This window comes from Cyanobacterium sp. Dongsha4 (assembly GCF_036345015.1).
Classification (GTDB): Bacteria; Cyanobacteriota; Cyanobacteriia; order Cyanobacteriales; family Cyanobacteriaceae; genus PCC-10605.
Window position 1 is genome coordinate 2,295,812 of record NZ_CP084098.1, and the last position, 25,769, is coordinate 2,321,580.

Below are 25,769 nucleotides of genomic sequence, written 5' to 3' on the forward strand. Positions count from 1 at the left end.
GGGGATTGATGTCCATTTCTTTCCGTAATATTGCCTTAGTGGCGATAACTGTTTTACTAATTCTTCTGCTGTGGCAGTTGAGAAGTTTACTGGTTATCTTAATGATTTCCGTTGTTTTAGCGGCTACTCTTGCTCCTATTGTCGATTGCGGGGAGAAAATGCGCATTCCTCGCTGGTTAGGAGTTATTTTGGCTTATTTATCTATTATCTTAATTATTACAGGGGGAGGATTAGTAATTGGACCTACTGTCATAGCTCAAATAGAAAGGTTATTACAAAAACTTCCCGGATATTTAGACATTATTACAAATTTAACTCAGTCATTAATTATTCGTTTTGGTATTACTGAGCCTCAAGCCTTAAATTTAATTGATCAGTGGCTTGATTTACAGGCTTTGGCATCTTGGGCAGTGCGATCGAGTCAAAAGCTCATTTTAAGTTCTTTAGGGCTTACTAGAGGCATTGTTGGAGCTATTTTCAATATCTTATTATCAATTATTCTTTCAGGTTATTTATTAGCTGGTTCAAAAAAATTAATTAAAGATTTTGTCAGCATTTTTCCTTCTCCTTGGGATGCAAAATTAGAAGCCCAATTCCCACCAATGAGCGATCGCATGGGAAAATATATTCAGGGTAGAATTTTAGTCTCTCTTATTCTTGGTGTTGCCATTACTATTGGCTTAAAATTTATCGGTATCAGTGAATTTGCCCTTGGTTTAGGGGTTATTGCTGGTTTTACTAACCTTATCCCTTTTTTTGGACCTGTTATTGGCTCTATCCCTGCCTTAATAGTTGCGATCGCCCAAGGAGGGTTGACTTTTTGGTGGGTTCTACTCTTATTTGTTATTATTCAAAATGTAGAGACTTATGTACTAGATCCTTTATTGGTGGGTTCGAGTGTAGAAATTGAGCCTTTATATCAGCTTTTAGCAGTGTTAGGTGGAGTGCAAGTTTTGGGTATTATTGGAGCATTAATAGTTCCTCCTTGGGTAGCAGGGGCGGGGGTAGTATTAGAAAATCTTTATCTGAAACCGAAATTAGTCAAAGATAATTCTAGTAGTTAGTCTTGACTCCTTCCGCCAATCTCTCAAATCACCCCATAGATTCTCCATAAACCAATTATCGAAAATCAAGTTATCTTTAATGTTATAAGCCTCGATCGAAGCTAAACCCATTGACTTTTATACACCCATGATTATTAGTTATTGTCTAAATCCTAATTGCCCTCAGCCAAAAAACCATCCAAAACTAAAACAATGCTATACCTGCGGTGCAAATCTGATTTTAAACAATCGTTATCGTGCCATTAAAGTTCTAGGAAAAGGAGGATTTGGTGCGACTTTTATCGGAGTGGATTTAACTTTAACTGAAAATCCTTTATGTGTTATAAAACAATTACGACCTAATGCAGATGACCCCCAAGCGGTTAAAACGGCAATTAATTTGTTTGAAAGAGAGGCGAAAATTTTAGGTCAGATTAATCATCATCAAATACCAAAATTATTAGACTATTTTGAAGATCAAGGACAATTTTATCTGATTCAAGAATTAGTTAATGGTCAAAATTTACAACGGGAAATAAAATATGAAGGGGTTTATGGAGAATTAGCTTTACGAAGATTCCTCCTAGAAATTACCCCTGTTTTAAAATATATTCATTCTCAAAAAATTATTCATCGTGATATTAAACCTGCAAACATCTTACGTCGCAAAAAAGATGGAAAATTAATCTTAATTGATTTTGGTGCTGTAAAAGATGAAGTTAATACTAAATTAGCAAAAACCTTTGGGCAAACAGCATTAACTAAACTATCTGTTGGTACGATGGGTTACGCACCTCCCGAACAATTAGCTATGCGTCCAATATACTCTAGTGATATATATGCCTTGGGGGCAACGTGCCTTTATCTATTAACAGGAAAATCTCCAAAAAACTTTCCCATCGACTCGGATAATGGTGAATTACTATGGCAACAAGAAGTTTCTTTAAGTGATAAAATGGTCAGGGTTTTGGAAAAAATGTTAGCCATTAATACTAGAGATCGTTACAAAAGTGTGGATGATGTAATTATTGCCCTTGATGCGGAATCCCTTGAAGGTAATATGTTGAGTATTCCCACTCCTATATCGAGTGGCAGAACAAATATTTCTTCTTTGCCTGAAACAGAAATTACTGTTGGTGATATTAGTAAAACCATGTCTCCTGCCCAACAATTAAGACAAGCAATCCAAAAACGCAAAACAAAAAGCGACCGCCCCAAGAAAATGTTATTAAAATGGAATGAGGAAAGATTTTTTAATGCTCATAATAACGGCAAAAAAGACTTTAGTGATCAGGAATTGCAAAACCTCAATCTACAGGGAAGTAAATTAATTAAATGTATTTTTCGCTATTCCCAATTACAAGGAGTAAACTTCAAAGATAGTAGCTTATCTCAAGCCAATTTCTACTCTGCCGATTTAACTAATGCTAACTTTATTAATGCCAATTTGTTTCAGGCTTATTTTTCTAAGAGTAACCTTGAAAACGTTGATTTTACTGGTGCAAATTTAGGTAGTGCAGACTTTACTAATGCCAATGTTACTAACGCTAATTTTTCAGGGGCAAACTTAAAAAATGCCAAAATTAATCAGCAACAATTAAAATCTGCAAAGGTAAATCGAAATACAACATTTCCTGATGGTAGTCGTCTTTGGTGGAAGATTTTTTAAGCATAACCTAGTTAGTAATTAGCACAAGGCAAGAGGCAAAAGTGTTTAATTAACACGCTTCCCTAACACCTCAACAACCTCACACCTGAAATCTCTTTCCGAAACCCGAAATCCTGACTCCCGACTTCTGCTTATAACTTATTCAACTTCCAAAAGAAATTTAATTGTTTCTTGTCCTAAATTAACATGATTTAAACGGTCTATTTCCCTAATACCAGTCGGACTGGTAACATTGATTTCTGTAAGATAACCGCCAATTACATCTATGCCAACAAAAATTAAACCATCATCAAGGAGAGTAGGTGCGATCGCATCACAAATTTCCCATTCCCTCGGAGTTATTTCTGTCTGAGCTACCCTGCCACCTACAGCCATATTACCTCGAAATTCTTTGCCCGTAGGAATACGATTAACTGCTCCAATGGGTTTACCTCCTAAGAGAATAATTCTTTTATCCCCTTCTTTTGCTGATGGTAAATATTCTTGAACCATAATTGGTTCTTGTGCTTGTTTGGTGCTAATTTCAATTAAAGAGTTAAAATTGCGATCGCCTTCTTGCATAAATAAAATACCCTCTCCTGCTTTGCCACCCAAGGGTTTAAGAATTAAGGCTTGTTTTTCTTGTAAAAAGTCGGCAATTACTTCCTTACTTTGAGTGACAATAGTTTCAGGAATAACATCGGTAAATTGTAGAGCGTACATTTTTTCATTAGCCCCACGAATTCCTTGAGGAGAATTAACAACTTTTGTTTTTCGAGAATCAACTAAATCAAGGATATAAGTAGCATAAAGATAAGCAGTTGTAACAGGTGGATCTTTACGCATTAACACCACATCACAAAATTCCAGAGGAGAAAAAAAAGTCTCTCCTACTTGATACCATTCTTTTTCAGCAATCCACTTTCCTTCAATTAATTGAACAGGTTTTAAGGTGACAGGGGAAATATGCCCATAGGCTTTACCATCAACAACGCTTAATTTATCAATGGTAGTAATATAAACCTCATGCCCTAAAACTTGGGCAGATTCCATCATTGCCACACTACTATCATGGGTAGGATCTAATCGTGCGATCGGATCTATAATAAAAAGAAACTTTTTCATTTTAACTATACAAAATTTGGTCTAACTTTCCAGCGCGATCGAGGGCATAAATATCATCACAACCGCCAATATGTTGATCATCAATGAAAATTTGAGGTAAGCTACTACGCCCATTGGCTCTTTCCGTCATTGCCATTCTAGCGGCGTTATCTCCATCAATACAATATTCGGTAAATTCTATCTGTTTTTCTCTTAGTAACGCCTTTGCACGGATACAAAAAGGACAACTACTCCAAGTATAAATTTCTACTTTTGCACTCATGATTACTCAATTTTGATTAATGGTCAACATTAAGTATTGTAAAGTATATTGCTCTCATTAATCTCAGTTACTCAGTAAGAATATCGGTTAAGGGCACATTGCATGAGTCTTGTCGGTTTCGGGTTTGATGGTTTGATTTTTTCAACATTTGGCGGCGCTTAATCATAAGTATTAAATGTACTGAAATTATGCCAAAAATCGAGACATCAAAATATTATCACTATTCCCCACCTGAATGAGAAATTATATCTACAATCAACAACGCCTAACATTTAATTAAATCCGTTAGAAAGACTTAATAAGTAAATATGCTTATAACTTTTAATATTAAATTTGATAAAGAAAATGATCTCTAAAAAAAAAGATTTGATAAGGTGAAATAATTTGTAGAAAAGATAAATTTCAGGGATAATGAAGCATTTTTGTGATGATTGGATTCAAGAGTGGTGTGATCATAATGGTTGGACAGACTGGTTTTTAGAGTGTCGTGATTATTGGGCTTTCCCCCCTCACAGTGTAATGCCTTTACCCATTCCCAAAGAAACATTAATGGAAATTAAGGCAGAAAAAGGTTTTTCTCCAGAGGAAAAAATATGGTTGTCAATTAGTGTTGCCATTAGTCTTACAGGAGGAGTTTTCAGTTATCTTTTAAACTGCCCTATGCCTCTTGTTTTAGCTTTCGCTTTTACTGCTATTATCATCGCTAATTTTGAGTTAGATTAATTATTATAGGTTTAGTCAGATGTTAAGGTGGGGCAAAGGGTAAAGGTGAATAGTTAATAATTAATAATGTTACTCCTAACTCCAAACCTTAAACCCAACTAACTTGCCTTAGAAAAATTTTGTGCAACGAAATCCCAATTAACTAATTTTTCCAGAAAATCATTGATGTAGTCAGGACGGCGATTTTGATAATCTAAATAGTAAGCGTGTTCCCAAACATCCATCGTTAAAAGAGGAATTTGATTTTTAGTAAAAGGATTATCAGCATTTGGTGTTTTTGTAACTTTTAGAGTGTCTCCATCTAACACTAACCACGCCCAACCACTACCGAATTGAGTAGCACCAGCATTTTTAAAGGCTTCTGTAAATTTCTCAAAAGAACCAAAATCTGCGTTGATTTTATCTGCTAAAGCACCAGTGGGATTACCTCCACCATTGGGTTTCATACATTGCCAATAAAAACTATGATTCCATGCTTGGGCGGCATTATTAAATATTCCTTGTTTGGAAGCGTCTTCGGCAAGGTTTTTGATAATAGTTTCTATGGGTTGGTTGTCTAATTCTGTACCAGCAACGGCCTCATTAAATTTATTCACATAGGCGGCATGGTGTTTATCATGGTGGAATTCTAAGGTACTTTTAGAAATATAAGGTTCTAAAGCATTGTATTCATAGGGGAGATTTGGTAATTGATATGCCATAATTTATTTATCTTTATCGGTTACAGCATTGATCCTACCTAAATGATTTTTCTCTCACAATGCTCATCGGTGGTTGGGGGATATAGTTTTTTATCGCTCCTTTTAAGGGAAGAGAGGAAATATCATAAATAATTGACAGAAAACTTATGTTAATTGATTTTCTTCTTTGAAACAGCCCTGCCTTGTTACCTCTGCGTTGTTTATAAATTGAATTTTGATTTTAATGGTTAATTTTGATCTGAAAAATTATGGGGAAACTTATTGAAGGAAAGTTCGTCTAATAAAATATCGAAGAAGAGTAGGTTTCAGGCATCAGGTTTCAGGTTGTAGGTGTTAAGGTATTGGGGTGTTAGGGAGAAACAAGTTGGGGGTATTGTGTTAAGAGTTAGAAGTTATTAATTATCAACTATTTACCTTTGCCCCTTACCCCTTGCCCTTTGACCTTTTCGCCATCACTCTATAGATGAAAATTTATCCTGAACTCAGGTTAATTAACTCTCAAAATAAAGCATTTATTGTCGTTTAATTATATTGATTATTGCCGTGTTTAAATATTATCGAAAGTTAGTTTATCTATTCACATCTGTCTTTGTTGCTTCTAGTTTAATTATCACTGATGTGCAACCTAGTAATGCTATCCCTTGGCAGGAGTTAATTTTTAGGGGTATTCAGCTTATTCAGATCAATAATATCAGTGATCAACAAGAGAGAGAAATTGGTGGTCAAATTCGCCAACAACTATTATCTCAAGGCAAAGTTAAGTTGTACAGAGATGAAAATTTATCTGCTTACGTTAATCAAATTGGACGCAGGTTAGTGGCCGTCAGTGGCAGGCCAAATATACCTTATCGTTTTGAAATAGTTGATAATCCTCAAGTTAATGCTTTTGCTACTATGGGGGGCTATATTTATTTGCATACAGGTTTAATTACCACCGCAAATAATGAAGCAGAGTTGGCCAGTGTAATTGCCCATGAAATTGGTCATGTTGTTGCTCGTCACTCTCAAAAACAAATGCAACAACAAGCACTAACTCAGGGTTTATTAAGTGTAGCAGGTTTAGATCGCACTCAGGTAGTACAGTTAGGGGTCGCATTAGCTGTTGATTTACCTTATTCTCGTCAAGACGAATATGAGGCGGATACTTTGGGGTTGGAAATGTTGAAAGCGGCAGGTTATGCACCTCAAGCGATGGTTGATTTTATGCGTAAGTTAGCAAAAACGGGGGGAAGAACTCCTACTTTACTTAGTACCCACCCCGCTTCTGGAGATCGTGCGATCGCACTTGAACAAAAAATTCCAGCTTCGAGAGGTTATCAAGGAGATGGTTTAGACGAACAAGCCTACCGCTATCAAATTCGCTCTTTACTCTAACTTCAGTTAATATTAAGAATATTTGATTTGGGTAGGTTTTAGGTATCAGGTTTCAGGTGTCAGGTTTAAGAAAGTTTCTTCAAGAGATTTTGTGTTACTTCTTTAGGGTTATGGGCAACCATAATCGCCCTAACTACGGCAACATTTGTCGCCCCTGCCTTCACAACGTCTTCAATATTTGTTTCATCGATGCCACCAATGGCAAACCAAGGAATAGAGGCATTTTCTTGGGCATAACGCACATATTCTAAACCTGCGGCTTTTTTTCCTGCTTTGGTTGGGGTTTCATAAACAGGCCCTACCCCAATATAATCTACTTGATCTGCGATCGCATTTTTCATTTCTTCGGGGTTAGTTGTTGATTTGCCAATAATTTTATCTTTACCTAATAATTGACGGGCTACGGAAATAGGTAAATCTGTTTGTCCTAAATGTACACCATCGGCGTTTACTGCTAAAGCTAAGTCGATGCGGTCATTTACTAAAAATAAAGCATTATACTGATTACACAGTTGTTTTAATTTACTAGCTTGTTCATATCTCACAACGTCAGTTTCATCTTTATGACGATATTGAACTAATTTTAAGCCCCCCTGTAGGGCAGATTCTACCACTTCATATAAATTTTCTACGGGGGAAGTAACTAAATATAGAGAAGATTGCGATAATAACTGATGGTTGTTTTTATTCATGAGTTGACTTTCTAAAGTGTAAACCTGATAGCGCATTTGTTTCATCGTAAGGGCGAATTTGCCGTTAATCAATTTACTATATTCTTCCAAAACCCTTAAGGCTTCTTGAACACGACATAAGTTAGCCAATAATACACTATCTAAATTTTCTCTCTTTTCTTCCTTGGGATGGGTTAAAGTTGTACCGACATCATTAATGGTATCCCTAGCGGCTCGAATTTCTGGGCTATGCCATTGAGATAATTCTTGACGCATTTGTTTACAAGATTCTGCCATTGTTTGATTATTCAAGCCAAAACGACACCATTCCTCAATGATTCTTAATCCTTCTCTAGCTCGATCTAAGTTAGCATCTAAAATACGGTAAATAGCTTGTTTGTGCTTCATTTCTACTTAATCGTTTAAATTTAATCCTACCAATTTCAATTCTTCTTTCAAATTTTCAGCAACAGAGCGATTTTGTTGTTTATGCAAATTGTATGCTTTTTGAAAAACCTCCGCACTTTCTTCCATATATCCTTGTTGAAGTAATAAAACCCCTAAATTTTGATATGCCCAAGGATATTCGGGATTTAATTTTATTGATTGGCGGTAAGTTTCCATGGCTAAGGAAATATTACCCATCGCTCGGTGAGTTAAGCCTAAGTTGTAGTAAGCAAGGGCGTAGTGAGGTTCAATGATGATACATTGTCGATAAAGGTTGAGGGCTTGTTGATACTGCCCCCTTTGATAACAAAGACTACCAAAGTTATGATAAGCCCCTAGTTTTAATTTACCTAAGATAGGAGATGCGATCGCTTTTTGATAATGTTTAACTGCTAAGGAAATTTGTCCTTCTTTCACATAAGCATTAGCTAGATGGTAGTGCAGTTCAAATAGTGTCGTAGCAGTAGCTAGATTCGATTTTAAGCCTGTTTTCAACAGTTTTAGACCTTTTTTGACCTCTCCTAAAGAAACGTACAAAGCACCCAATTTACTGCAAACATAAGCATCATGGGGATTTTCTGCCAAATAACTTTCCATGGCTTTACGAGCCTTTTGGGCTTTCTCTTGTTGGGCAATCACTTCTGGTTGATAACCATAATGTGCGATCGCAACTTCATTAGAATCAAATATTTTCCATTGTTTCTCTTTTTCTTGTAAAGCAATGACAGAATCATCAATCAAGGCGTGATAAGGACGAGAAAAACTAATCTGAGGGTGACGACGGAAAAAACGAGAAAGAGAAGAATAAGGAGAAGAAACCGTACCAATTTCATGGCGAATAAGATTAATAACTAAACAGTCATCTTTTTCCATTAAAGGGGTTATCTGAGAAATAATTTTCGGGTTAAAAACCTCATCTGCATCTAAAACTAAAACCCAATCTCCTGAAACATACTGTAAACCAAAATTTCTTGCTTGGGCAAAATCATCATTCCACTGATAATCATAAACTTTTGCTCCATAGCTAATCCCTATCCCTTTGGTATTATCGGTTGAACCAGTATCAACAATAATCATTTCCCCGACAATATCTTTAACGCTATCTAAGCATCTAGGAAGGTTATGAGCCTCATTTTTGACGATCATTGCCAAAGAAATACTATTGTGTACCATTTTTTCCTTGCTCAAAATAAATATAAAGAATCAAACTTAAATTAGTGAATGAAAGGGCAAGGGGCAAAGGGCAAAGGTAAATAGTTGATAATTGATAATTGATAACTCCTAACTCCTAACCCCTAATACCCCAATACCCTAACGCTCCAATTTTCTCACTAATTTTTCTCTAATAGCTTAAATAATTTTAAACTATAACAGTTCGTGACAAACTTTCTTTTGACAAGATTCCCTTACAATCTATTCAATAAGTAATTACAAATACATAAAAGTAAAAATAATCATTGCTATGTCCAAAAAAATCGTTGAGAGTGAATATTATCGAGAACAAGAAGCAACCAGAGTCAGAATTTTAAGCGAAGCCTTACCCTATATTCAAAAATTTTCAGGACGTACTATTGTTGTGAAATATGGTGGTGCGGCGATGAAAGATGGTACTCTCAAGGAATATGTGATTCGAGATATTGTTTTTCTCGCTTCTGTGGGGGTTAACCCAGTAGTGGTACATGGTGGTGGTCCAGAAATCAATACATGGTTAACAAAATTAAATATAGAGCCTCAATTTAAAGATGGTTTGAGGGTTACGGATGCTCCTACTATGGATGTTGTGGAAATGGTTTTGGTGGGTAGGGTGAATAAGGAGTTAGTGTCTATGATTAATCGGGCAGGAGGAAGTGCTGTTGGAATCTGTGGAAAAGATGGTAATTTAGTTAAAGCAAGATCAGTAGATCAAGAAAATGTTGGTTTTGTGGGAGAGGTTACTAATGTCGATATTAGTTTGGTAGATGCCCTTGTTAAAAGTGGATATGTGCCGATTATTTCTAGTGTTGCGGCGGATAATGAAGGACAAGCCCACAATATTAATGCGGATACTTTTGCGGGAGAAATAGCGGCGGCGTTGGGAGCGGAAAAATTGATTTTGTTGACCGATACTCCCGGTATTCTTAAAGATTACCATGATCACTCCACTCTTCTTTATAAATTAACGATTCAAGAAGCTCGTGATTTAATTGATGATGGTATTGTCAGTGGCGGTATGATACCAAAAGTAAACTGTTGTGTGCGATCGCTCGCTCAGGGAATAAAGGCGGCTCATATTATTGATGGACGTATTCCCCATGCGTTACTATTAGAAATTTTCACGGATGATGGTATCGGTTCAATGATTGTACCTTAATTTTACTTAGTAGTTTTTAAGGATAAAAAATTAGCAGTTAGTAATTACTAATTATCTCTGATAAAATGTTTTATTAACATAAGTATTAGTTAGAAAATGAGTTCAGTTAATTATATAGTTGTTTATGACGGAAACTGTAATTTATGTGTCAATTTTACTAAATTATTAGAAAGATTCGATCGCGGTAAATTATTCAGATATATTCCCATGCAAAATAGCGCAATTTTAAAAACCTTAAATATTACTCCCCAAGACTGTGAACAGGGGATGATATTGAAAAATATGGAAGATAACAGTTTAATATGGCAAGGAAGCGAAGCCGCAGAAAAAATTATAGAATTATTACCGAATGGTCAATTATTTATTAACGCTTATCGTTCTATCCCTAATCTTAAATCCATAGGAGATAAAAGCTATCTAAAAATTAGAGATAATCGTTATCAGTGGTTTGGTGGTAGGGAAAAAACTTATTATTCTTCCTATAATTTAAGTTGCAAAAATAACTCGGATTGTTTGCTTAATTAATAATTAATATTTCCCCTTATTTATTATATTAATGAATAGTAAAAGCCCAGAAATTTTTGTAAAAACTATTAATATAAATGATTATATTATTCTTAATCAAGAAAAACTATTACCAGATTGGAAAGAAGTACCTAAAACAATTATTTTCTTATTTTTTCGTTGTCAATATGTCTTAAATGGTAGTAATTTAAAATATGAAGAACTAGAAAAAGAAAGACTGCTTTTAGAATTTTATACGTTAGGAAAAAAGTTTTATTATCATAGTCAAAATCAAAAAATATTATCGGAAGTAATTTGTCCAAAAACAGGTTTTCCTCTCTATTCAAGCAAAGGAAAAGAAATATTTATCACTCAGCAATTAGTCAAAAGATATTTGCCATCATTTAAGGTGAAAACAAAAGAATGTGGTTTATTTCATCCTCTTTGGGGTCAAGCAGTTTACCCTTGTATAATATTGTCTGGGGCGGAATTAACTATAAATAAATCAATAATATCAGCCATAACTTGATCAACTCTGCTATTAAGAATTACATAGAAAAAGTATTGCTCAAATTGCCACGATAGTTCAAAATTTGATAATCTAAACTAATAACTTATAGTAGAAAGAATAAAGTGAGTATTATTATAGGACGTGGCAAATCCGCTCGTAGAGCGTATGGTATAGACGAAATTGCATTAGCACCTGGAAATAGAACCCTCGACCCTAGTTTAGCAGACACCCGTGTTAATTTAGGAGGTATTGAAAGAGAAATTCCTATTATTGCCAGTGCGATGGATGGCGTGGTAGATGTGAGAATGGCAGTATTACTCTCCGAATTAGGAGCTTTAGGAGTACTAAATTTAGAGGGGATTCAAACCCGTTATGAAGATCCTAACCCTATTCTCGATCGCATTGCCTCTGTTGGCAAATCAGAATTTGTGGGCTTAATGCAAGAATTATATAGTGAGCCGATTAAACCCGAATTAATCAAACAAAGAGTTATTGAAATTAAAAAACAAAAAGGTATTGCCGCCGTTAGCTTCACCCCTGCCGGTGCTAGTCAATACGGAAAAGTAGTTGCAGAAGCGGGAGCAGATTTAGTCTTCATTCAAGCAACAGTAGTTTCTACAGCCCACTTATCTCCTGAATCTATCACTCCTCTTGATTTAGCTGGTTTTTGTGCCGAAATGCCCATGCCCGTCATTCTCGGTAACTGTGTTACTTATGATGTTGCTTTAAATCTGATGAAAGCAGGTGCGGCAGGTGTTTTGGTGGGAATTGGCCCTGGTGCGGCTTGTACTTCGAGAGGAGTACTTGGTGTCGGTGTACCTCAAGCAACTGCTGTGGCTGACTGTGCCGCCGCTAGGGATGATTTTGAGAAAGAAACAGGCAAATATGTGCCAATTATTGCGGATGGTGGCATTATTACTGGGGGGGATATTTGTAAATGTATCGCCTGTGGTGCTGATGCTGTAATGATTGGTTCACCCATTGCTCGTTCAGAAGAAGCCCCGGGCCGTGGTTTCCACTGGGGTATGGCAACTCCTAGCCCTGTTCTCCCTCGTGGTACTAGAATTAATGTTGGTACTACGGGTACAATTAAAGAAATCCTTAGAGGTCCTGCAAAATTAGATGATGGTACTCATAATCTTTTAGGTGCATTACAAACCAGTATGGGTACTTTAGGGGCTAAAAATATTAAAGAAATGCAGGAAGTTGAAGTGGTAATCGCACCTTCTTTGTTAACAGAGGGTAAGGTTTATCAAAAAGCCCAACAATTAGGTATGGGTAAATAATTGAATTAACCTGAGTTCAATATAAAATTTTTGGTGGTGTAAGTAAAAGTGTCAGGTATCAGGGGATTAGGAGATTAGAGTGTTGGGTTGGGGTGTTAGGGAGAAGTTAATTAAACATTTTTGCCCTGCCCTCTTGAGAGAGCAGGGCTGTTTCAAAGTAGAAATACAAAAACCCTAAAACTATTGCCAGTAAAAGAATATAGCGTTTTAGAGCTTTGAGGATTAAGAAGTAGTTAAAAATGTTTAGATTATCAATTTATAACCATAAACCATTAAAAACTATTGCAAGAGTGCCTATTCCCCAACTGAGTTCGATGAAAAAAGTATCGAAAAATAAAGCGCCCTCGAGTTATCATCGAGCCAATTTTGGAATAAAAAATTATTAAATTTAGGAAAAACTCATTTAAAATCAATTTATTCAGCTTTTTTGTCAATAATTATTACTTTTAACTCCGAACTCCGAACTCCGAACTCCGAACTCCGAACTCAGGTATTCCCTGCCTTAACCAGAAAATTTTAGAATGAAAAAACCCTGCTTGAGAGAGGGAATAAACCGGGGTTTCTTTTAAGGGGAGACACAGAGGGGTTTTTCCTCTTGCCCACCTTAACGGACAATCTTATATCGAACTTAGGTGATGAAAATTGAACTTTTGCTTAACTTGTGCGTCTGATGAATATAGTTAATTAATGAAAGTTATTTAACCTCAGTTTAAGATAATATTTTGAGGTTGAAAGGGAAATACTATAAGAATGGACATAAAATATATCAAAACATCTCGCACTAATAGCAAATATGGATTATCTTCAATGCAACTGCTTTTCCGTCGTTGTTTGGGGGTTGTTGCTTTTTCTTCTGCCATGTTAGGGCTTGTTTTCCCTGTAAATGCCTCAGAAAAAGTTATCCTTAAATATGGGATGTGGCAAGAATCTCTCCCTGTTTCCGATATGACGGTTTTCTGTGATACTGGGGAAATTTCTACTACTTTAAGTTATTATATCCGTTTATCGAATCAAAGTTCCGATCGCATCAATAATGTTTTATGTAAACCGATTTCGGTTAATGGGGTAACTCTTTCTAAAATGCTCAATAATCCTGTGGGTGGTTTTATTTTAGATTTATTTGGTGAGGTGATTACTACCCCTAGTAAAAAAGCCAGTCGAGAATCTTTGAGGGGAGCTTTAGTTACTTCTGCCCTAAAAAATAATGATATTAGTATTATAGAGGTATTAAATAATTATCCTACTAATGAAGTACACCTGAACGGCGATCGCCTTGTGGAATTTTACCGTCAGGTAGAAGATGTTTTAAAAATAATTCCTGTTAATCTATAGAGTATTCCTGTAATATTTCCAATGGAACAAACTCAAGGGTTTTTTCATGGGTAGCCTCAAGGATAATCGGGGGTGCAAATCCTGCTTTTAAGGCTTCTACCCAACGACTAACACACAAACACCATTTATCCCCTGCTTTTAAACCGGGAAAATTAAACATCGGCACGGGGGTAATTAAATCATTACCTTGTTTCTTGCTATAAAGCAAAAATTCTTCTGTTACCTGTGCACACACGGTATGCAAACCTCTATCTTCCAATCCTGTGTCGCAACAACCACTACGATAAAATCCTGTCATCGGTGATGTGCAACAAGTTTTTAAAGGTTTTCCATAGACGTTTCTGGAGTTAGTCATTTTTCCTCACTAATAATCTTACTCTCTAAATATTGTAAGTCTTCGGGGCGATCGATGTCTTTTAAAGTGGGTAGTTCATATATGCTACATTTTAAGTTCGATGCAGTCCCAACTGTAGTTTCAAAAACAGAATTAGAACCCCATTTGATATTAGTAAATAATTCTTTTTTTAGCTGTTTTAAAGCAATTAAATAATAACCACCATCCTCTGCTTTTCCAATAACTAAATCATAAAAATCAAGTTGATTAAAAGCATTATTTAAAATGTTTTCATCCAAATCAACACAATCAGTTCCAATTAAAACCACATGAGAGAAATTATTGTTGAAACTGTTAGCAAAAGCAGAATACATTTTCTGTCCTAAATCATCTCCATTTTGATGATGATAATTATAATTACTTCCTAACCATGCTTTCATCAAAGTTTGATCCCCACCAGCAAAATAAATACTAACATCTACATCAACTTTTTCTTTTAATTTTTCAGCTTTTTTCATCGTCATTTCTGTCATTAACTTATGGAAAAAACAGGCTTTTTCTGCCCCAATTGCTGGAATTAATCTGGTTTTTGTTTTACCTATTTCTGGATAACGAGTGAAGATAATTAGATTTTTTTTCATTAATCAACTAATTTTTTACACAAAATTTTGTCTCTTATTTATGAATTTATCTTTCATTTCAAAAGAAAACTGAAAAATATTTATAATCCTATTGAGCAATCAATTATATAGACGACTCACATACAAAAAAGAAAATATTAATTATCATTAAATATGATTCTACCTAAACGAACTATAGTAGATCCAGCCTCGATCGCATATAAGTAGTCTTCTGACATTCCCATAGACAATTGATTAAATTTATCCGAAAAATAACCCTCATTTCTAATTTTTTCCTGCAAAATTTTCAACGATTTAAAAGTAGAAAAAGTTTCTTCCGGAGACAAGCCTAAAGGTAAAATAACCATCAAACCTCTAACACTAATAGAATGTAACTCTTGCAGTAAAGGTAAATCATTCCACAATTGCTCTATCGTCCAACCATATTTATTATCATCAGGTAATGGCTTAACTTGCAAACATACTTGAGGTTGCTGTAGAATCACCTTTTCATGTAATGCCTGTTGTGCATAAAAATCAAGACGTTGAGCAATTTTCAAACTATCCACCGAGTGAATCCAAGCAAAAGACTCTACCGCTTTTTTTGCCTTGTTACTCTGCAAATGCCCAATAAAATGCCAAGTAATATCTTTTAAATCTTGTAATTGAGCTTGTTTATTAATCGCTTCTTGTAACTTATTTTCTCCGAAATCTTTAATTCCTTGCTCATAAACCCATTTCATTACCTCCACATCAACTTTTTTTGTCACTGCCACCAATCTCACAGAGATAGGAATAGTATTTCTGATTTCATCTAAATTTTTTACCAATTGATTCTGATTCATTCCAATGAGTAATAAATAACGAGTAATGAGTAGAAGTCAGGAGTCAGATTTAGGGTTTTAGGGTTTGGGGTATTAGGTTTAATTAAACACTTTTGCCCTCTCCCCTTGAGAGAAGGGATAAAAAGAGGGAAATTTCTTTTTTATCTGAACTCCGAACTCTGAACTCTGAACTCAAATTATTGCCCTTTGCCCCTTTGACTTGATTTAACTAGCTTTAGCTAAATAAACCACAGCCCCTAAACCAGAAGCCATTTCTTCAGGAGTAATTTTACCATCATGGTTGGCATCAAGGGCATCAAAAACCACATCCGCGCCTGCCCATTCTTCACGGGTAATAAAACCATCTCCATCTAAATCATAGACATGGAAAATATCATCTACTGCATGGGCTAGGGTTTCTTCTCCTTCTAATCTAGCTAAACGACTAGCTAATAATTGCTCCAAAGTTTCCAAAGCCTTTGTAAAACCTTTTATGCCCTCGTCTAACTTTTCATTTGCCATCCTGTCCTCACTGTGCATTTTATCAAAAGTCGCTTTGTCCACAGTAATTTTTTCAATATTCATTTTTTGTGCTTTTTCTACAGACAACTTGAGGGGTAATTCTTCTTCTGTGTTTTGTAATTGCTCTAATAGTTTAGGAGAAATGGTTAATAAATCACATCCAGCTAACTCACAAATTTCGCTAATATTACGGAAACTAGCTCCCATTACCTCTGTTTTATAACCAAACTTTTTATAATAATTGTAGATTTCTGTAACAGATTGTACCCCGGGGTCTTCTGCTCCGGGAAAATCCTCTCTACCCGTTTCTTTTTTGTACCAATCAAGGATTCTACCCACAAACGGAGAAATTAAAGTAACTCCCGCTTCGGCACAGGCTACGGCTTGATGGAAACCAAATAAAAGAGTTAAATTACAGTGTATTCCTTCTTTCTCAAGAACTTCGGCGGCTCTAATTCCTTCCCATGTAGATGCAATTTTGATTAAAATACGCTCCCTACTGATACCTGCTTTTTCATATTGGGAGATTAAATAACGAGCTTTTTCGATCGTAGCTTCAGTATCATAAGATAAACGGGCATCAACTTCAGTGGAAACCCTCCCCGGCACAATATCAAGAATTTTTCTACCAAAGGCAACCGCTAACCAATCAATGGCTAATTTAACCACTTCATCAACCTTCGCATCTGCCCCCAATTCCTTTCTCGCTTCAGTGAGGGTATCATCTACAATACTTTGATAATCAATCATTTGAGCGGCGGCGGTAATCAGAGATGGATTTGTCGTAGCATCTTGAGGGGTAAAGGTTTCAATGGCTTGAATATCTCCTGTATCCGCCACAACGGTGGTGTATTGTTTTAATTGATCTAATAAGTTAGTCATAGTAGAAGTTATGTGATGTTTGTCCATAATTACTATTTACAGCTTAACTTCAGTCTAGGAAAACCAACGTTTTAGGGATAACATTATTTACTATTTTTAACCAAATCCATATAGGCAGATCAAAAATAAGAGAAAATCAACGGATAAATATTTCTTTGCTCCTTGCCCTTTAAACTTTGTCTGCTTCACTATGACGAAAAACTAAATTTTAGATATTATTGTTAATTGCTTACCAAAAAAATGTAAACTAAGAAACAGTCCAATGATCTGCTTTTAGCTTTGATTATTCATACAAACTAAGTAAGCAGAATATAAAACCTATATAGATAAGGAATATGAATCAAGAAATATTAGAAAAAGTAAAAGAAATCGTTGTTGAACAACTTGATGTTGATGCTGATAAGGTAACTCCTGAAGCTAATTTTGTTAATGATTTAGATGCTGATTCCCTTGATGTAGTGGAGTTAGTTATGGCTTTAGAAGAAGCATTTGAAATTGAAATTTCTGATGAAGAAGCGGAAAAAATTGCAACCGTTGGTGCGGCTGTTGAACATATTGAAAGCAAAACCACTGCGGCGGCTTAGTTACTGCATTTAATTAACTATAACTTACATTGAGTTAGTTAAAGACATTTTTCAGGGATAGGACATGGGGAATAGTAGTGTTGATTTTTTGAATTTACACTGTTGCCTCTAACCTGTTACCTGATAATTTTCTTAATCAATTTAGTTACTCAATTTGAGGGCTAATTAATCGTTAATTGTTAAATTTATATTTTCTGCATACTATCGATTGTTTCCTATTTTTAAGATCAAAGTCGATTGGTGTGACTCTATTTTTCTATAAGAATTATTTAAGTATTATTTTTACCTGAAATAGGTATATTTTAAGTTTTATATATATATTAGAGAATTATGACTAATCCACAACTAAAAAGAGTCGTAGTAACTGGTTTAGGTGCTATTACTCCTATTGGTAATAATTTAGATGAATACTGGCAGGGATTAATTACTGCCAAAAATGGTATCGATAAAATTACCTGTTTTGATACTTCTGATTATGCTTGTAAAATAGCTGGTGAAGTTAGAGGTTTTGATCCTTTAGCTTACATGGAAAAAAAAGAAGCGAAACGCATGGCTCGTTTTTCTCAGTTTGCAGTGGCGGCGAGTAAAATGGCTTTAGAAGATGCCCAATTAATCATTAATGATGATAATGCTAATGATGTTGGTATTGTCATTGGTACTGGGGTTGGCGGTTTAAGTGTTATGGAAGAACAAAATGAGGTTTTATTAACTAAGGGGCCTGGGCGTGTTACTCCTTTCCTCGTACCGACTATGATTTCTAATATGGCGGCGGGTTTAACGGCTATTCATACGGGGGCTAAAGGTCCTAATTCTTGCTCTGTAACGGCTTGTGCGGCGGGTTCAAATTCCATTGGTGATGCTTTTCGTTTGGTGCAGTCTGGCTATGCTAAAGCGATGATTTGTGGTGGCACGGAGGCGGCAATTACTCCCCTTGCAATGGCTGGTTTTGCCTCGGCAAAGGCTCTCTCTACTCGTAATGATAGCCCTGAATCTGCTAGTCGCCCTTTTGATGTGGATAGAGATGGTTTTGTGATGGGAGAAGGTTGTGGTATTCTGATTCTGGAAGAAAGAGAAAGTGCGATCGCACGTGGAGCAAGAATTTATGGGGAAATGGTGGGTTATGGTATGACTTGCGATGCTTACCACATGACTGCCCCTGTGCCTGAAGGTTTAGGTGCAACTAGGGCTATTGAGTTAGCTTTAAAAGATGGTGGTTTAACTCCTGATCAGGTATCTTATATTAATGCTCATGGTACAAGTACCCCTGCTAATGATACAACGGAAACAAAGGCAATTAAAAGAGCATTGGGAGATCATGCCTATAAAATAGCCATAAGTTCTACTAAATCCATGACAGGGCATTTATTGGGTGGTTCTGGAGGTATTGAAGCTGTAGCCACTGTAATGGCGATCGCATCTGACATTGTACCTCCCACAATTAACTTACAAAATCCTGATCCAGATTGTGATTTAGACTATGTGCCTCATGAAAGCCGTAAATTAAAGGTTGATGTGGCTTTGTCTAATTCTTTTGGTTTTGGTGGACATAATGTCACCCTCGCTTTTAAAAAACACCCGTAAATCATAGTTCGGAGAGTTCGCTGCGCTCGTACACTCCTTTCCGTCGTGAACGGAGTTCGGAGAGTTCGCCTTCGGCTCTTACACTCCTTTCAGTCGTGAACAGAGTTAAGATAAAAAAGAAATTTCCCCCTAATACCCTAATCCCCTAATCCATGAGTTATCAAGTAGAATTAAGGGCGGCAAAAATTCCCTACATAGGTGCGATCGCAGTTCATTATTGGTTTATAATTCATGAACAAGTATCGGAAAGATGGGAAATTTGGCAAACTAAAAGCCTTGTTAGTAGTAGTTGGGGACATTTGCATAAAAATTTAATGAATCCTACTCGTGGGGTAGGTAACGGAGAAAGTTGGCAAGAATATATTTGGCAAGGAGAAGAAGCCGATAATTTGCAAACAATTATCCGAAAAACGCCCCAAATTTACCCTTATAATTATTTGTATCGCTACTATCCTGGTCCCAATAGCAATACTTATATTCAATGGATTTTAGATAAAAGTCAGATTAAGTATTCTTTAAGTGGTAAAGGCTTAGGAAAAAATTATCATCGTTTCTTTAGCAAATACGAGGCAATTGCTCTCCCGTCAACATTTCAATAACTCTTTTTGACCCCAATTTATTTTCTAAAATGACCCTTCCCTTTTCTTTTTTTTCAACCTTTCCAATAATAGTAGCAAAATCATTTTCTTGCTTAAAAATAGACAGTGCTTTTTCTGCTTCATTTTCAGGAATAAAAGCGACAAATCTTCCTTCATTAGCAATATATAAAGGATCAAAACCCAGAATTTCACAAGCACCTTTTACTTCTTCTTGAACAGGAATAAAACTCTCTTGAATAATTATTTCTGAGTCATTATCTATAGCGATTTCATTCAAAACACTAGCTAATCCTCCTCTGGTTATATCCCTTAAACAGTGAATTTTGATGCCTGAATTGATTAACTTTAAAACTAAATGATTTAATGGGGCGCAATCACTTTCAATAGTTGTTTCAAACTCTAATTCCTCTCTTAGTGCCATAATTGCAATGCCATGTCTGCCAATATCACCACTCAAAATAATAACGTCTCCTTCTTGAATTTGTAGAGGATTAATTGTTAAATTATGCTCAATAATACCAACTCCACTGGTATTGATAAATATTCCATCTCCTTTTCCTTTTTCAACTACTTTTGTATCTCCTGTAACAATCTTTACCTGACTAATTTCAGAGGCTTGTTTGATAGATTTTATTACCTCCCAAAAAGTAGCCAAAGATAATCCCTCTTCCAAGATAAAACTAAGGCTTAAATAAAGAGGTTTTGCTCCCGCCATTGCTAAATCATTTACCGTGCCATAAACTGCCATTGAGCCAATGTTTCCCCCGGGGAAAAACAGAGGATTGACTACATATGAATCCGTTGTAAAAGCTATTTTATGACTGGCTAAATTTAAAACTGCGGAATCATGTTCTACAGAATTATTGCTAGAAAAAACAGGTAATAACATATTATCAATTAACTGTCTCATCAACTTTCCTCCCCCCCCATGAGCCATTAAAATATGAGGGTATTTAGTGATAGGTAAAGGACAGTTTAAGGAAAAATTTGTTTGATTACTCACTATTTTTTATAGCTCAAAAAAAGATAATTCATACTTCAAATATGGTAGTGCATATTCCTAAAAATTGCTATATATTTTTTCCTGCTCTAATTATGAATTCTTCATATAGAATAAAACTTAAATGTTGTCGATTTAGTCTTTATATAAAGAATTATTATGTTTGAAGAAATTAATGATCAAATGAAAAGTAAGGTTTTAGCATCATTTTTTCTCAAGTTTAAAATATCACCTACTTATTCTTTGAAAATTATTGAACAATGGTTTGGCGAAAATTCTTGGGCAGATTGGGAGGTTTTATATAATGCAATGCAAAACGCATTAGTAAGAGTTGAAAATAATAATTTGATTAGTTTATATGATCCAAAAATTTGTCAATTAGTTAATGATATGAGAGGTTTAGAAGGTGTTGAAATAAAGAACAGAAATTATCGTTTAAAAACTTATCCTCTTTGCTTTATTGGTTCAGAAGCGGTAAATTGGATGGAAAAAAAGTATGATATTTCTAAGGCGGAAGCTCTAAAATTAGGACAAACTTTAATTAATGAAAAGATTATTCACCATGTAACTGATAATCATGATTTTAAAAATGATTATTTATTTTATCGGTTTTATCTTGATGAGTAATTGAACAATTTTTTATTTAGATTTTTCTACAGTGATAAAATATGTTTTTCTCTATGAAAATAATTATAAATATTTTGAAAGGTTAATGTTATGTTTCTTGAAAGTATCCGAAAAATTTTCCCGTTTATTTTTAATATTAAATTAAGGAGAAATAAAACTTTTAAAACTTTATTTTTATCAACTTTTAGTTTGACTATTATTATTAATATTCTAATGAATTCGATCGCAGTTTTTCTTTTTTCTGGTAGTATAATCTTAAGTGCTAATCCTAGCCTAGCTCAGACTGCTATTAATAGTGGTCTTAATCCTCAACAATGGTTACTTAATGCTCTACAATGGATTGACAGTCTTGGGGTAATAGGTGCGATCGCATTTATGCTTATTTATGTAATTGCCACAGTTGCCTTTTTACCCGGCTCAATTTTAACACTCGGTGCGGGAGTGGTTTTTGGCATTTTTTGGGGCTCAATTTACGTTTTTATTGGTGCTACCATTGGGGCGACTTTAGCATTTTTAGTGGGAAGATATATTGCACGGGGATGGGTTGCTAGTAAAATCGAAGGAAATCAAAAATTTAGGGCTATAGATGAAGCAGTAGGCAGAGAGGGTTTAAAAATAGTTTTGTTAACCCGTCTTTCTCCAGTTTTTCCCTTTAATTTACTTAATTATGCCTATGGAGTCACAAGAGTTACTCTCAAGGATTATGTTATTGCCTCTGTGGGAATGTTTCCAGGTACGATAATGTATGTTTATATCGGCTCACTAGCAGGTAATTTAGCCACCATCGGCACACAAAGCACATCTGTTAATCCCGTCGCTCAATGGAGTATTAGAATTATTGGTTTTCTTGCCACTGTTGCTGTCACCGTGTATATAACCAAGATTGCCAAAAAAGCCCTCGATAAGTCAATTTTAGATGAAGTTTAGAAAAATCATCGCTCTCTTATTTTTTATCATGAGACATCTTTACAGAAATTAGGTAAGGGTAAAAAAAGCAATTCTTAACAGGTGGAAATTAATTATAATTGTAGCTTCAGATTTAAAAAATAGATCTTAATTAAAAAACTAATTTATCTTAATTTTAAAATTAATAGAAAGACGAAATAATGAACAGTAAAATAACAGAAATATTGCCTTCTGACCAGTATAATCAACAATTGATTTCCCTTGTACATCCTCATGATTGGATCAACCCTAAACCCCAAAAGCAATATGATTTAATCGTTATAGGTGCTGGTACAGCAGGATTAGTAGTGGCCGCAGGAGCGGCAGGTTTAGATTTAGGCTTAAAAATAGCTTTAATTGAAAAGCATTTAATGGGAGGAGATTGTTTGAATTTTGGTTGTGTGCCTTCTAAAGCAATTATCAGATCTGGAAAAATAATTGGGGATATTTTAAAAGCAGAAAAACTGGGCATAAAAACCCAAGAAAAAGAGGTTGATTTTGCTTATGTTATGGAAAGAATGAGAAAAATAAGAGCAAGTATCAGTCATCATGATTCAGCACAAAGATTTAAAAATTTAGGTATAGATGTCTTTTTTGGTTCGGCTCATTTTTTTGATCAAAATACTATCGAAGTAGAAGGGGTAAAACTTCATTATAAAAAAGCTGTTATTGCCACTGGTGCTAAACCAATTATTCCTAATATTGAAGGTATCAACGATGTTAATTTTTATACCAATGAAACTATTTTTTCCCTAACTAAATTACCTCCTAGTTTAGCAGTTATGGGAGGAGGTGCGATCGGATCTGAATTAGCCCAAGTCTTTAATCGTCTTGGTTCACAAGTAACACTCTTACATAAACATGATTATATTCTCAATAAGGAAGATAAACAAGCAAGAGAAATTATCCAAAATATATTTCTGCAAGAAGGGATTAATTTAATTTTAAATTCACAAATATTAAAAGTAGAATTAACTGAAAATGGTAAAAAAATTGACTATATTTCTAATGGTAAAAAAAAATCAATTACGGTATCTGATATTTTAGTTTCTATTGGCAGAGAACCAAATATAAAAGAGTTAAACTTAGAAAAAGTAGGGGTAGAATATGACCTTAAAAAAGGAGTTAAAATAAACGATTATTTACAAACAACAAATCCGAGAATTTTCGCCGCAGGGGATGTATGTTTAGGAGAAAAATTTACTCATACTGCCGATGCCGCCGCCCGAATTGTCATCAAAAATACTCTCTTTTCTCCCTTTGGTTTAGGTAAAGCAAAATTCAGTGATTTGATTATTCCCAGAGTAACATATACTGATCCTGAAGTAGCTCATGTGGGAAAATCCCCTCATCAATTAGTAACAGAAGGATTAGATTTTAATACCATAACAATTTTAATGGATAAAGTCGATCGCGCCATTACCGATGAAGAAACAGAGGGATTTGTCAAAATATATCATCAAAAAAATTCGGATAAAATTTTAGGTGCAACTATTGTCGCCAGTCATGCAGGAGAAATGATTTCTGAAATTACCCTAGCAATGGTAAACAATATCGGTTTAAATGGCATATCCAAAGTTATTCATTCATATCCCACTCAGGCAGAAGCAATCAAAAAAGCCGCCGATGCTTACCGTCGCACATTATTAACCCCTCAATCCCGCCGAATACTCAAATTACTAAGCAAGTTAACTTAAAAGTTAGGGATTAGAGAGCAAAAAAATAAGCCATCTACCGGACTTGAACCGGTAACCTTTCGATTACAAGTCGAGTGCTCTACCAATTGAGCTAAGATGGCGGAGTGGGAAATATTTTCCACTGAGTTATATATCGTAACGAAATTTGATTCTATTGTCAAGAAAATATAATTTTGCTTTGTTGATAGTTTACAATTTTCTTGAGTCGGATATTTAAAGGTAAAAAACCATAGCTGATAATGCTTAGAGAATAGTCCAAAGATTTAATTATTCTCCATTTTCACTTTTCATGAGCTTTACAAATTCATGAATTATTTATCATTACTACAAATAATTTTAGATATAATTTCGGCAGTTTTCGGCTTTTGCCATAATGGTTTTAAGGGTTTGTTAATTAACAAGCGATAGCGATAAAAATTCAAAGACTCGAATAATAAACCTGCGATCGCACAAGTAACCGCTATAATTAAAATACCGAATATACCAGAACCTTCTCCAAAGATAGCCAGAAATTGCCAAATTTGTGCATAAACGTAGTTAATAAAAGGAGAAATGAGGGGTAAATGCCCCATAACACCCAAAATAGCTAAAACTACCGTAAACAAAACTATAGGTAAAGCAAAGCTAACTAAAGAAGTTAGTAATAAAGACAAAAGTAAAGATAACCATATATTCATTGTTTTGACTCCCAAACATATATTCTAAAGGGAAGAAATTGAGCCACCTATCATAATACTTTTTTGCTTACGGTAACTAGCTTTTTCTATCTTCAGAGTAATGCTAAAACCTCTAATTGTCATCAATATGTCAAGAATCTTAAAAAAAGATTAAATAAATTGACATAAATAAGAAAATAGTGTAAAGAAAAATTGACTTGTATGAATAAAAAAGAATTAATGTCCTCAACCCTTTACCTTGTCAGACACGGAAATAGATTAGATTTTGTTTATCCAGAATGGTTTAACACTGCCCCAAGAAAATATGATCCTCCCCTATCAGAAGATGGTAAGATACAAGCTCAACAATTAGCACAAAGATTAATCAAAGAGAAAATAGACTATATAGTTAGTTCTCCTTTTTTACGAGCGATTCAAACAGCACATATTGTTGCTGAAAATCTTGATTTAACCATCAAACTAGAAGCAGGGTTAGGGGAATGGCATAATCAGGATTGGATGAGTTATCCTCCAGAAATACACCCCCGTGAAGAATTAGAAGAAGTTTATCCTCGAATTGATTGGAATTATTCTAGTTTATTAACCCCAATCTATCCTGAAAGCGAAACAGAGATGTTAACAAGAATGAAAAAAACAGGGGAGTTATTAGTCAATAATTTTCAAGGTAATTTATTATTAATTGGTCATAGTATGACTGTTTTGGGAATTACTAATGGTTTACTTAGGGAAAATAGAGCCATTAAAGCCTCTGTTTGTTCTTTAACAAAGATAGTTAATCGAGAAGGTCATTGGCAACTAGAATTAGAAACTGAAACTTCTTTTTTATCTGAGTTCGATATAAAATTATCTGATGGTGGTGGGGAATAGGGAATAGGCAATAGGCAATAATTTTTATACCTC

At 35.0% G+C, this 25,769-nt stretch carries 27 protein-coding genes and 1 tRNA gene; 16 read left to right on the forward strand and 12 right to left on the reverse strand.

Annotated features, from left to right (window positions below; translation table 11 throughout):
- Positions 1–8: 8 nt before the first annotated feature.
- Positions 9–1,064 carry an AI-2E family transporter gene (locus Dongsha4_RS09980; protein WP_330202258.1) on the forward strand — a complete coding sequence of 352 codons (1,056 nt, stop codon included), beginning with the start codon at positions 9–11 and terminating at the stop codon, positions 1,062–1,064.
- Between the two features lie 127 nt (positions 1,065–1,191).
- Positions 1,192–2,712 carry a serine/threonine-protein kinase gene (locus tag Dongsha4_RS09985; protein WP_330202259.1) on the forward strand — a complete coding sequence of 507 codons (1,521 nt, stop codon included), beginning with the start codon at positions 1,192–1,194 and terminating at the stop codon, positions 2,710–2,712.
- Positions 2,713–2,850: 138 nt separating this feature from the next.
- Here the strand turns inward: Dongsha4_RS09985 and gshB are convergent, their stop codons facing one another.
- Together gshB and grxC are read right to left on the reverse strand one after the other, a co-directional pair.
- Positions 2,851–3,816, reverse strand: coding sequence for a glutathione synthase (gene gshB, locus Dongsha4_RS09990; RefSeq protein ID WP_330202260.1), 966 nt, complete (start codon positions 3,814–3,816; stop codon positions 2,851–2,853).
- 1 nt (position 3,817) lies between these two features.
- Complete coding sequence (gene grxC / locus Dongsha4_RS09995; protein WP_330202261.1) at positions 3,818–4,078, reverse strand: glutaredoxin 3; 261 nt, start codon at positions 4,076–4,078, stop codon at positions 3,818–3,820.
- Positions 4,079–4,489: 411 nt separating this feature from the next.
- Between grxC and Dongsha4_RS10000 the strand changes: the two genes are divergently transcribed.
- Positions 4,490–4,801 carry a hypothetical protein gene (locus Dongsha4_RS10000; RefSeq protein WP_330202262.1) on the forward strand — a complete coding sequence of 104 codons (312 nt, stop codon included), beginning with the start codon at positions 4,490–4,492 and terminating at the stop codon, positions 4,799–4,801.
- A gap of 98 nt (positions 4,802–4,899) precedes the next feature.
- On the opposite strand, the gene Dongsha4_RS10005 is transcribed toward Dongsha4_RS10000, so the two are convergent.
- A complete protein-coding gene (locus Dongsha4_RS10005) occupies positions 4,900–5,502 on the reverse strand; it encodes a superoxide dismutase (protein ID WP_330202263.1) in 603 nt (200 codons plus the stop codon).
- Between the two features lie 543 nt (positions 5,503–6,045).
- On the opposite strand from Dongsha4_RS10005, the gene Dongsha4_RS10010 reads away from it, so the two are divergent.
- Positions 6,046–6,876 (forward strand): M48 family metallopeptidase, encoded by an 831-nt coding sequence (locus tag Dongsha4_RS10010; protein WP_330202264.1) that lies wholly within the window; start codon positions 6,046–6,048, stop codon positions 6,874–6,876.
- A gap of 65 nt (positions 6,877–6,941) precedes the next feature.
- Here the strand turns inward: Dongsha4_RS10010 and Dongsha4_RS10015 are convergent, their stop codons facing one another.
- Together Dongsha4_RS10015 and Dongsha4_RS10020 are read right to left on the reverse strand one after the other, a co-directional pair.
- Positions 6,942–7,955: a thiamine phosphate synthase gene (locus Dongsha4_RS10015; RefSeq protein WP_330202265.1), complete on the reverse strand. Its 1,014-nt coding sequence runs from the start codon at positions 7,953–7,955 to the stop codon at positions 6,942–6,944.
- A gap of 6 nt (positions 7,956–7,961) precedes the next feature.
- The gene (locus Dongsha4_RS10020) at positions 7,962–9,167 is read right to left on the reverse strand and encodes a glycosyltransferase (protein ID WP_330202266.1); all 1,206 of its coding nucleotides are present in this window, start codon (positions 9,165–9,167) and stop codon (positions 7,962–7,964) included.
- A gap of 289 nt (positions 9,168–9,456) precedes the next feature.
- Here Dongsha4_RS10020 and argB point away from each other — a divergent pair, with 289 nt between their 5' ends.
- The 5 genes from argB (at position 9,457) to Dongsha4_RS10045 (ending at position 13,977) form a co-directional block, all read left to right on the forward strand.
- On the forward strand, positions 9,457–10,344 hold the full coding sequence (gene argB, locus Dongsha4_RS10025) for an acetylglutamate kinase (RefSeq protein ID WP_330202267.1): 888 nt from the start codon (positions 9,457–9,459) through the stop codon (positions 10,342–10,344).
- Positions 10,345–10,440: 96 nt separating this feature from the next.
- A complete protein-coding gene (locus Dongsha4_RS10030; protein WP_330202268.1) occupies positions 10,441–10,869 on the forward strand; it encodes a thiol-disulfide oxidoreductase DCC family protein in 429 nt (142 codons plus the stop codon).
- A 31-nt stretch (positions 10,870–10,900) separates the two neighbouring features.
- On the forward strand, positions 10,901–11,377 hold the full coding sequence (locus Dongsha4_RS10035; RefSeq protein WP_330202269.1) for a hypothetical protein: 477 nt from the start codon (positions 10,901–10,903) through the stop codon (positions 11,375–11,377).
- A gap of 104 nt (positions 11,378–11,481) precedes the next feature.
- Positions 11,482–12,645 carry a GuaB3 family IMP dehydrogenase-related protein gene (locus tag Dongsha4_RS10040; protein WP_330202270.1) on the forward strand — a complete coding sequence of 388 codons (1,164 nt, stop codon included), beginning with the start codon at positions 11,482–11,484 and terminating at the stop codon, positions 12,643–12,645.
- Positions 12,646–13,395: 750 nt separating this feature from the next.
- Positions 13,396–13,977, forward strand: a complete 582-nt coding sequence (locus Dongsha4_RS10045) for an alpha/beta hydrolase (RefSeq protein ID WP_330202271.1) — start codon at positions 13,396–13,398, stop codon at positions 13,975–13,977.
- Here the strand turns inward: Dongsha4_RS10045 and Dongsha4_RS10050 are convergent.
- The 4 genes from Dongsha4_RS10050 to Dongsha4_RS10065 form a co-directional block, all read right to left on the reverse strand.
- A complete protein-coding gene (locus tag Dongsha4_RS10050) occupies positions 13,967–14,332 on the reverse strand; it encodes a DUF2237 family protein (protein ID WP_190362159.1) in 366 nt (121 codons plus the stop codon). The two genes, Dongsha4_RS10045 and Dongsha4_RS10050, sit on opposite strands and share 11 nt — an antisense overlap.
- Positions 14,329–14,952, reverse strand: a complete 624-nt coding sequence (locus Dongsha4_RS10055) for a TIGR04282 family arsenosugar biosynthesis glycosyltransferase (protein WP_330202272.1) — start codon at positions 14,950–14,952, stop codon at positions 14,329–14,331. The genes Dongsha4_RS10050 and Dongsha4_RS10055 overlap by 4 nt, the downstream gene beginning before the upstream one ends.
- A gap of 137 nt (positions 14,953–15,089) precedes the next feature.
- Positions 15,090–15,776, reverse strand: coding sequence for a YggS family pyridoxal phosphate-dependent enzyme (locus Dongsha4_RS10060; RefSeq protein WP_330202273.1), 687 nt, complete (start codon positions 15,774–15,776; stop codon positions 15,090–15,092).
- A 204-nt stretch (positions 15,777–15,980) separates the two neighbouring features.
- On the reverse strand, positions 15,981–17,159 hold the full coding sequence (locus Dongsha4_RS10065; RefSeq protein WP_330205418.1) for a transaldolase: 1,179 nt from the start codon (positions 17,157–17,159) through the stop codon (positions 15,981–15,983).
- Positions 17,160–17,494: 335 nt separating this feature from the next.
- Here Dongsha4_RS10065 and acpP point away from each other — a divergent pair, with 335 nt between their 5' ends.
- The 3 genes from acpP (at position 17,495) to Dongsha4_RS10080 (ending at position 19,923) form a co-directional block, all read left to right on the forward strand.
- Positions 17,495–17,743, forward strand: a complete 249-nt coding sequence (gene acpP / locus Dongsha4_RS10070; RefSeq protein WP_015218661.1) for an acyl carrier protein — start codon at positions 17,495–17,497, stop codon at positions 17,741–17,743.
- Between the two features lie 330 nt (positions 17,744–18,073).
- Positions 18,074–19,324, forward strand: coding sequence for a beta-ketoacyl-ACP synthase II (fabF, locus tag Dongsha4_RS10075; protein WP_330202274.1), 1,251 nt, complete (start codon positions 18,074–18,076; stop codon positions 19,322–19,324).
- A gap of 152 nt (positions 19,325–19,476) precedes the next feature.
- The gene (locus tag Dongsha4_RS10080; RefSeq protein ID WP_330202275.1) at positions 19,477–19,923 is read left to right on the forward strand and encodes a DUF3750 domain-containing protein; all 447 of its coding nucleotides are present in this window, start codon (positions 19,477–19,479) and stop codon (positions 19,921–19,923) included.
- On the opposite strand, the gene hypE is transcribed toward Dongsha4_RS10080, so the two are convergent.
- Positions 19,880–20,926: a hydrogenase expression/formation protein HypE gene (gene hypE / locus Dongsha4_RS10085; RefSeq protein ID WP_330202276.1), complete on the reverse strand. Its 1,047-nt coding sequence runs from the start codon at positions 20,924–20,926 to the stop codon at positions 19,880–19,882. The two genes, Dongsha4_RS10080 and hypE, sit on opposite strands and share 44 nt — an antisense overlap.
- Before the next feature lie 156 nt (positions 20,927–21,082).
- On the opposite strand from hypE, the gene Dongsha4_RS10090 reads away from it, so the two are divergent.
- From Dongsha4_RS10090 to Dongsha4_RS10100, 3 genes are all read left to right on the forward strand, one after another.
- Entirely contained in the window at positions 21,083–21,550 is a 468-nt protein-coding gene (locus Dongsha4_RS10090) for a hypothetical protein (protein WP_330202277.1), read from the forward strand.
- A gap of 213 nt (positions 21,551–21,763) precedes the next feature.
- Positions 21,764–22,477, forward strand: a complete 714-nt coding sequence (locus Dongsha4_RS10095; RefSeq protein WP_330202278.1) for a TVP38/TMEM64 family protein — start codon at positions 21,764–21,766, stop codon at positions 22,475–22,477.
- Positions 22,478–22,656: 179 nt separating this feature from the next.
- On the forward strand, positions 22,657–24,192 hold the full coding sequence (locus Dongsha4_RS10100; RefSeq protein ID WP_330202279.1) for a mercuric reductase: 1,536 nt from the start codon (positions 22,657–22,659) through the stop codon (positions 24,190–24,192).
- A 28-nt stretch (positions 24,193–24,220) separates the two neighbouring features.
- Here Dongsha4_RS10100 and Dongsha4_RS10105 read toward each other — a convergent pair.
- Both Dongsha4_RS10105 and Dongsha4_RS10110 read right to left on the reverse strand, forming a co-directional pair.
- Positions 24,221–24,293, reverse strand: a tRNA-Thr gene (locus Dongsha4_RS10105).
- 210 nt (positions 24,294–24,503) lie between these two features.
- A complete protein-coding gene (locus Dongsha4_RS10110; RefSeq protein WP_330202280.1) occupies positions 24,504–24,869 on the reverse strand; it encodes a hypothetical protein in 366 nt (121 codons plus the stop codon).
- Between the two features lie 201 nt (positions 24,870–25,070).
- Between Dongsha4_RS10110 and Dongsha4_RS10115 the strand changes: the two genes are divergently transcribed.
- Positions 25,071–25,736, forward strand: a complete 666-nt coding sequence (locus Dongsha4_RS10115) for a histidine phosphatase family protein (protein ID WP_330202281.1) — start codon at positions 25,071–25,073, stop codon at positions 25,734–25,736.
- The last annotated feature ends 33 nt before the right edge of the window (positions 25,737–25,769 follow it).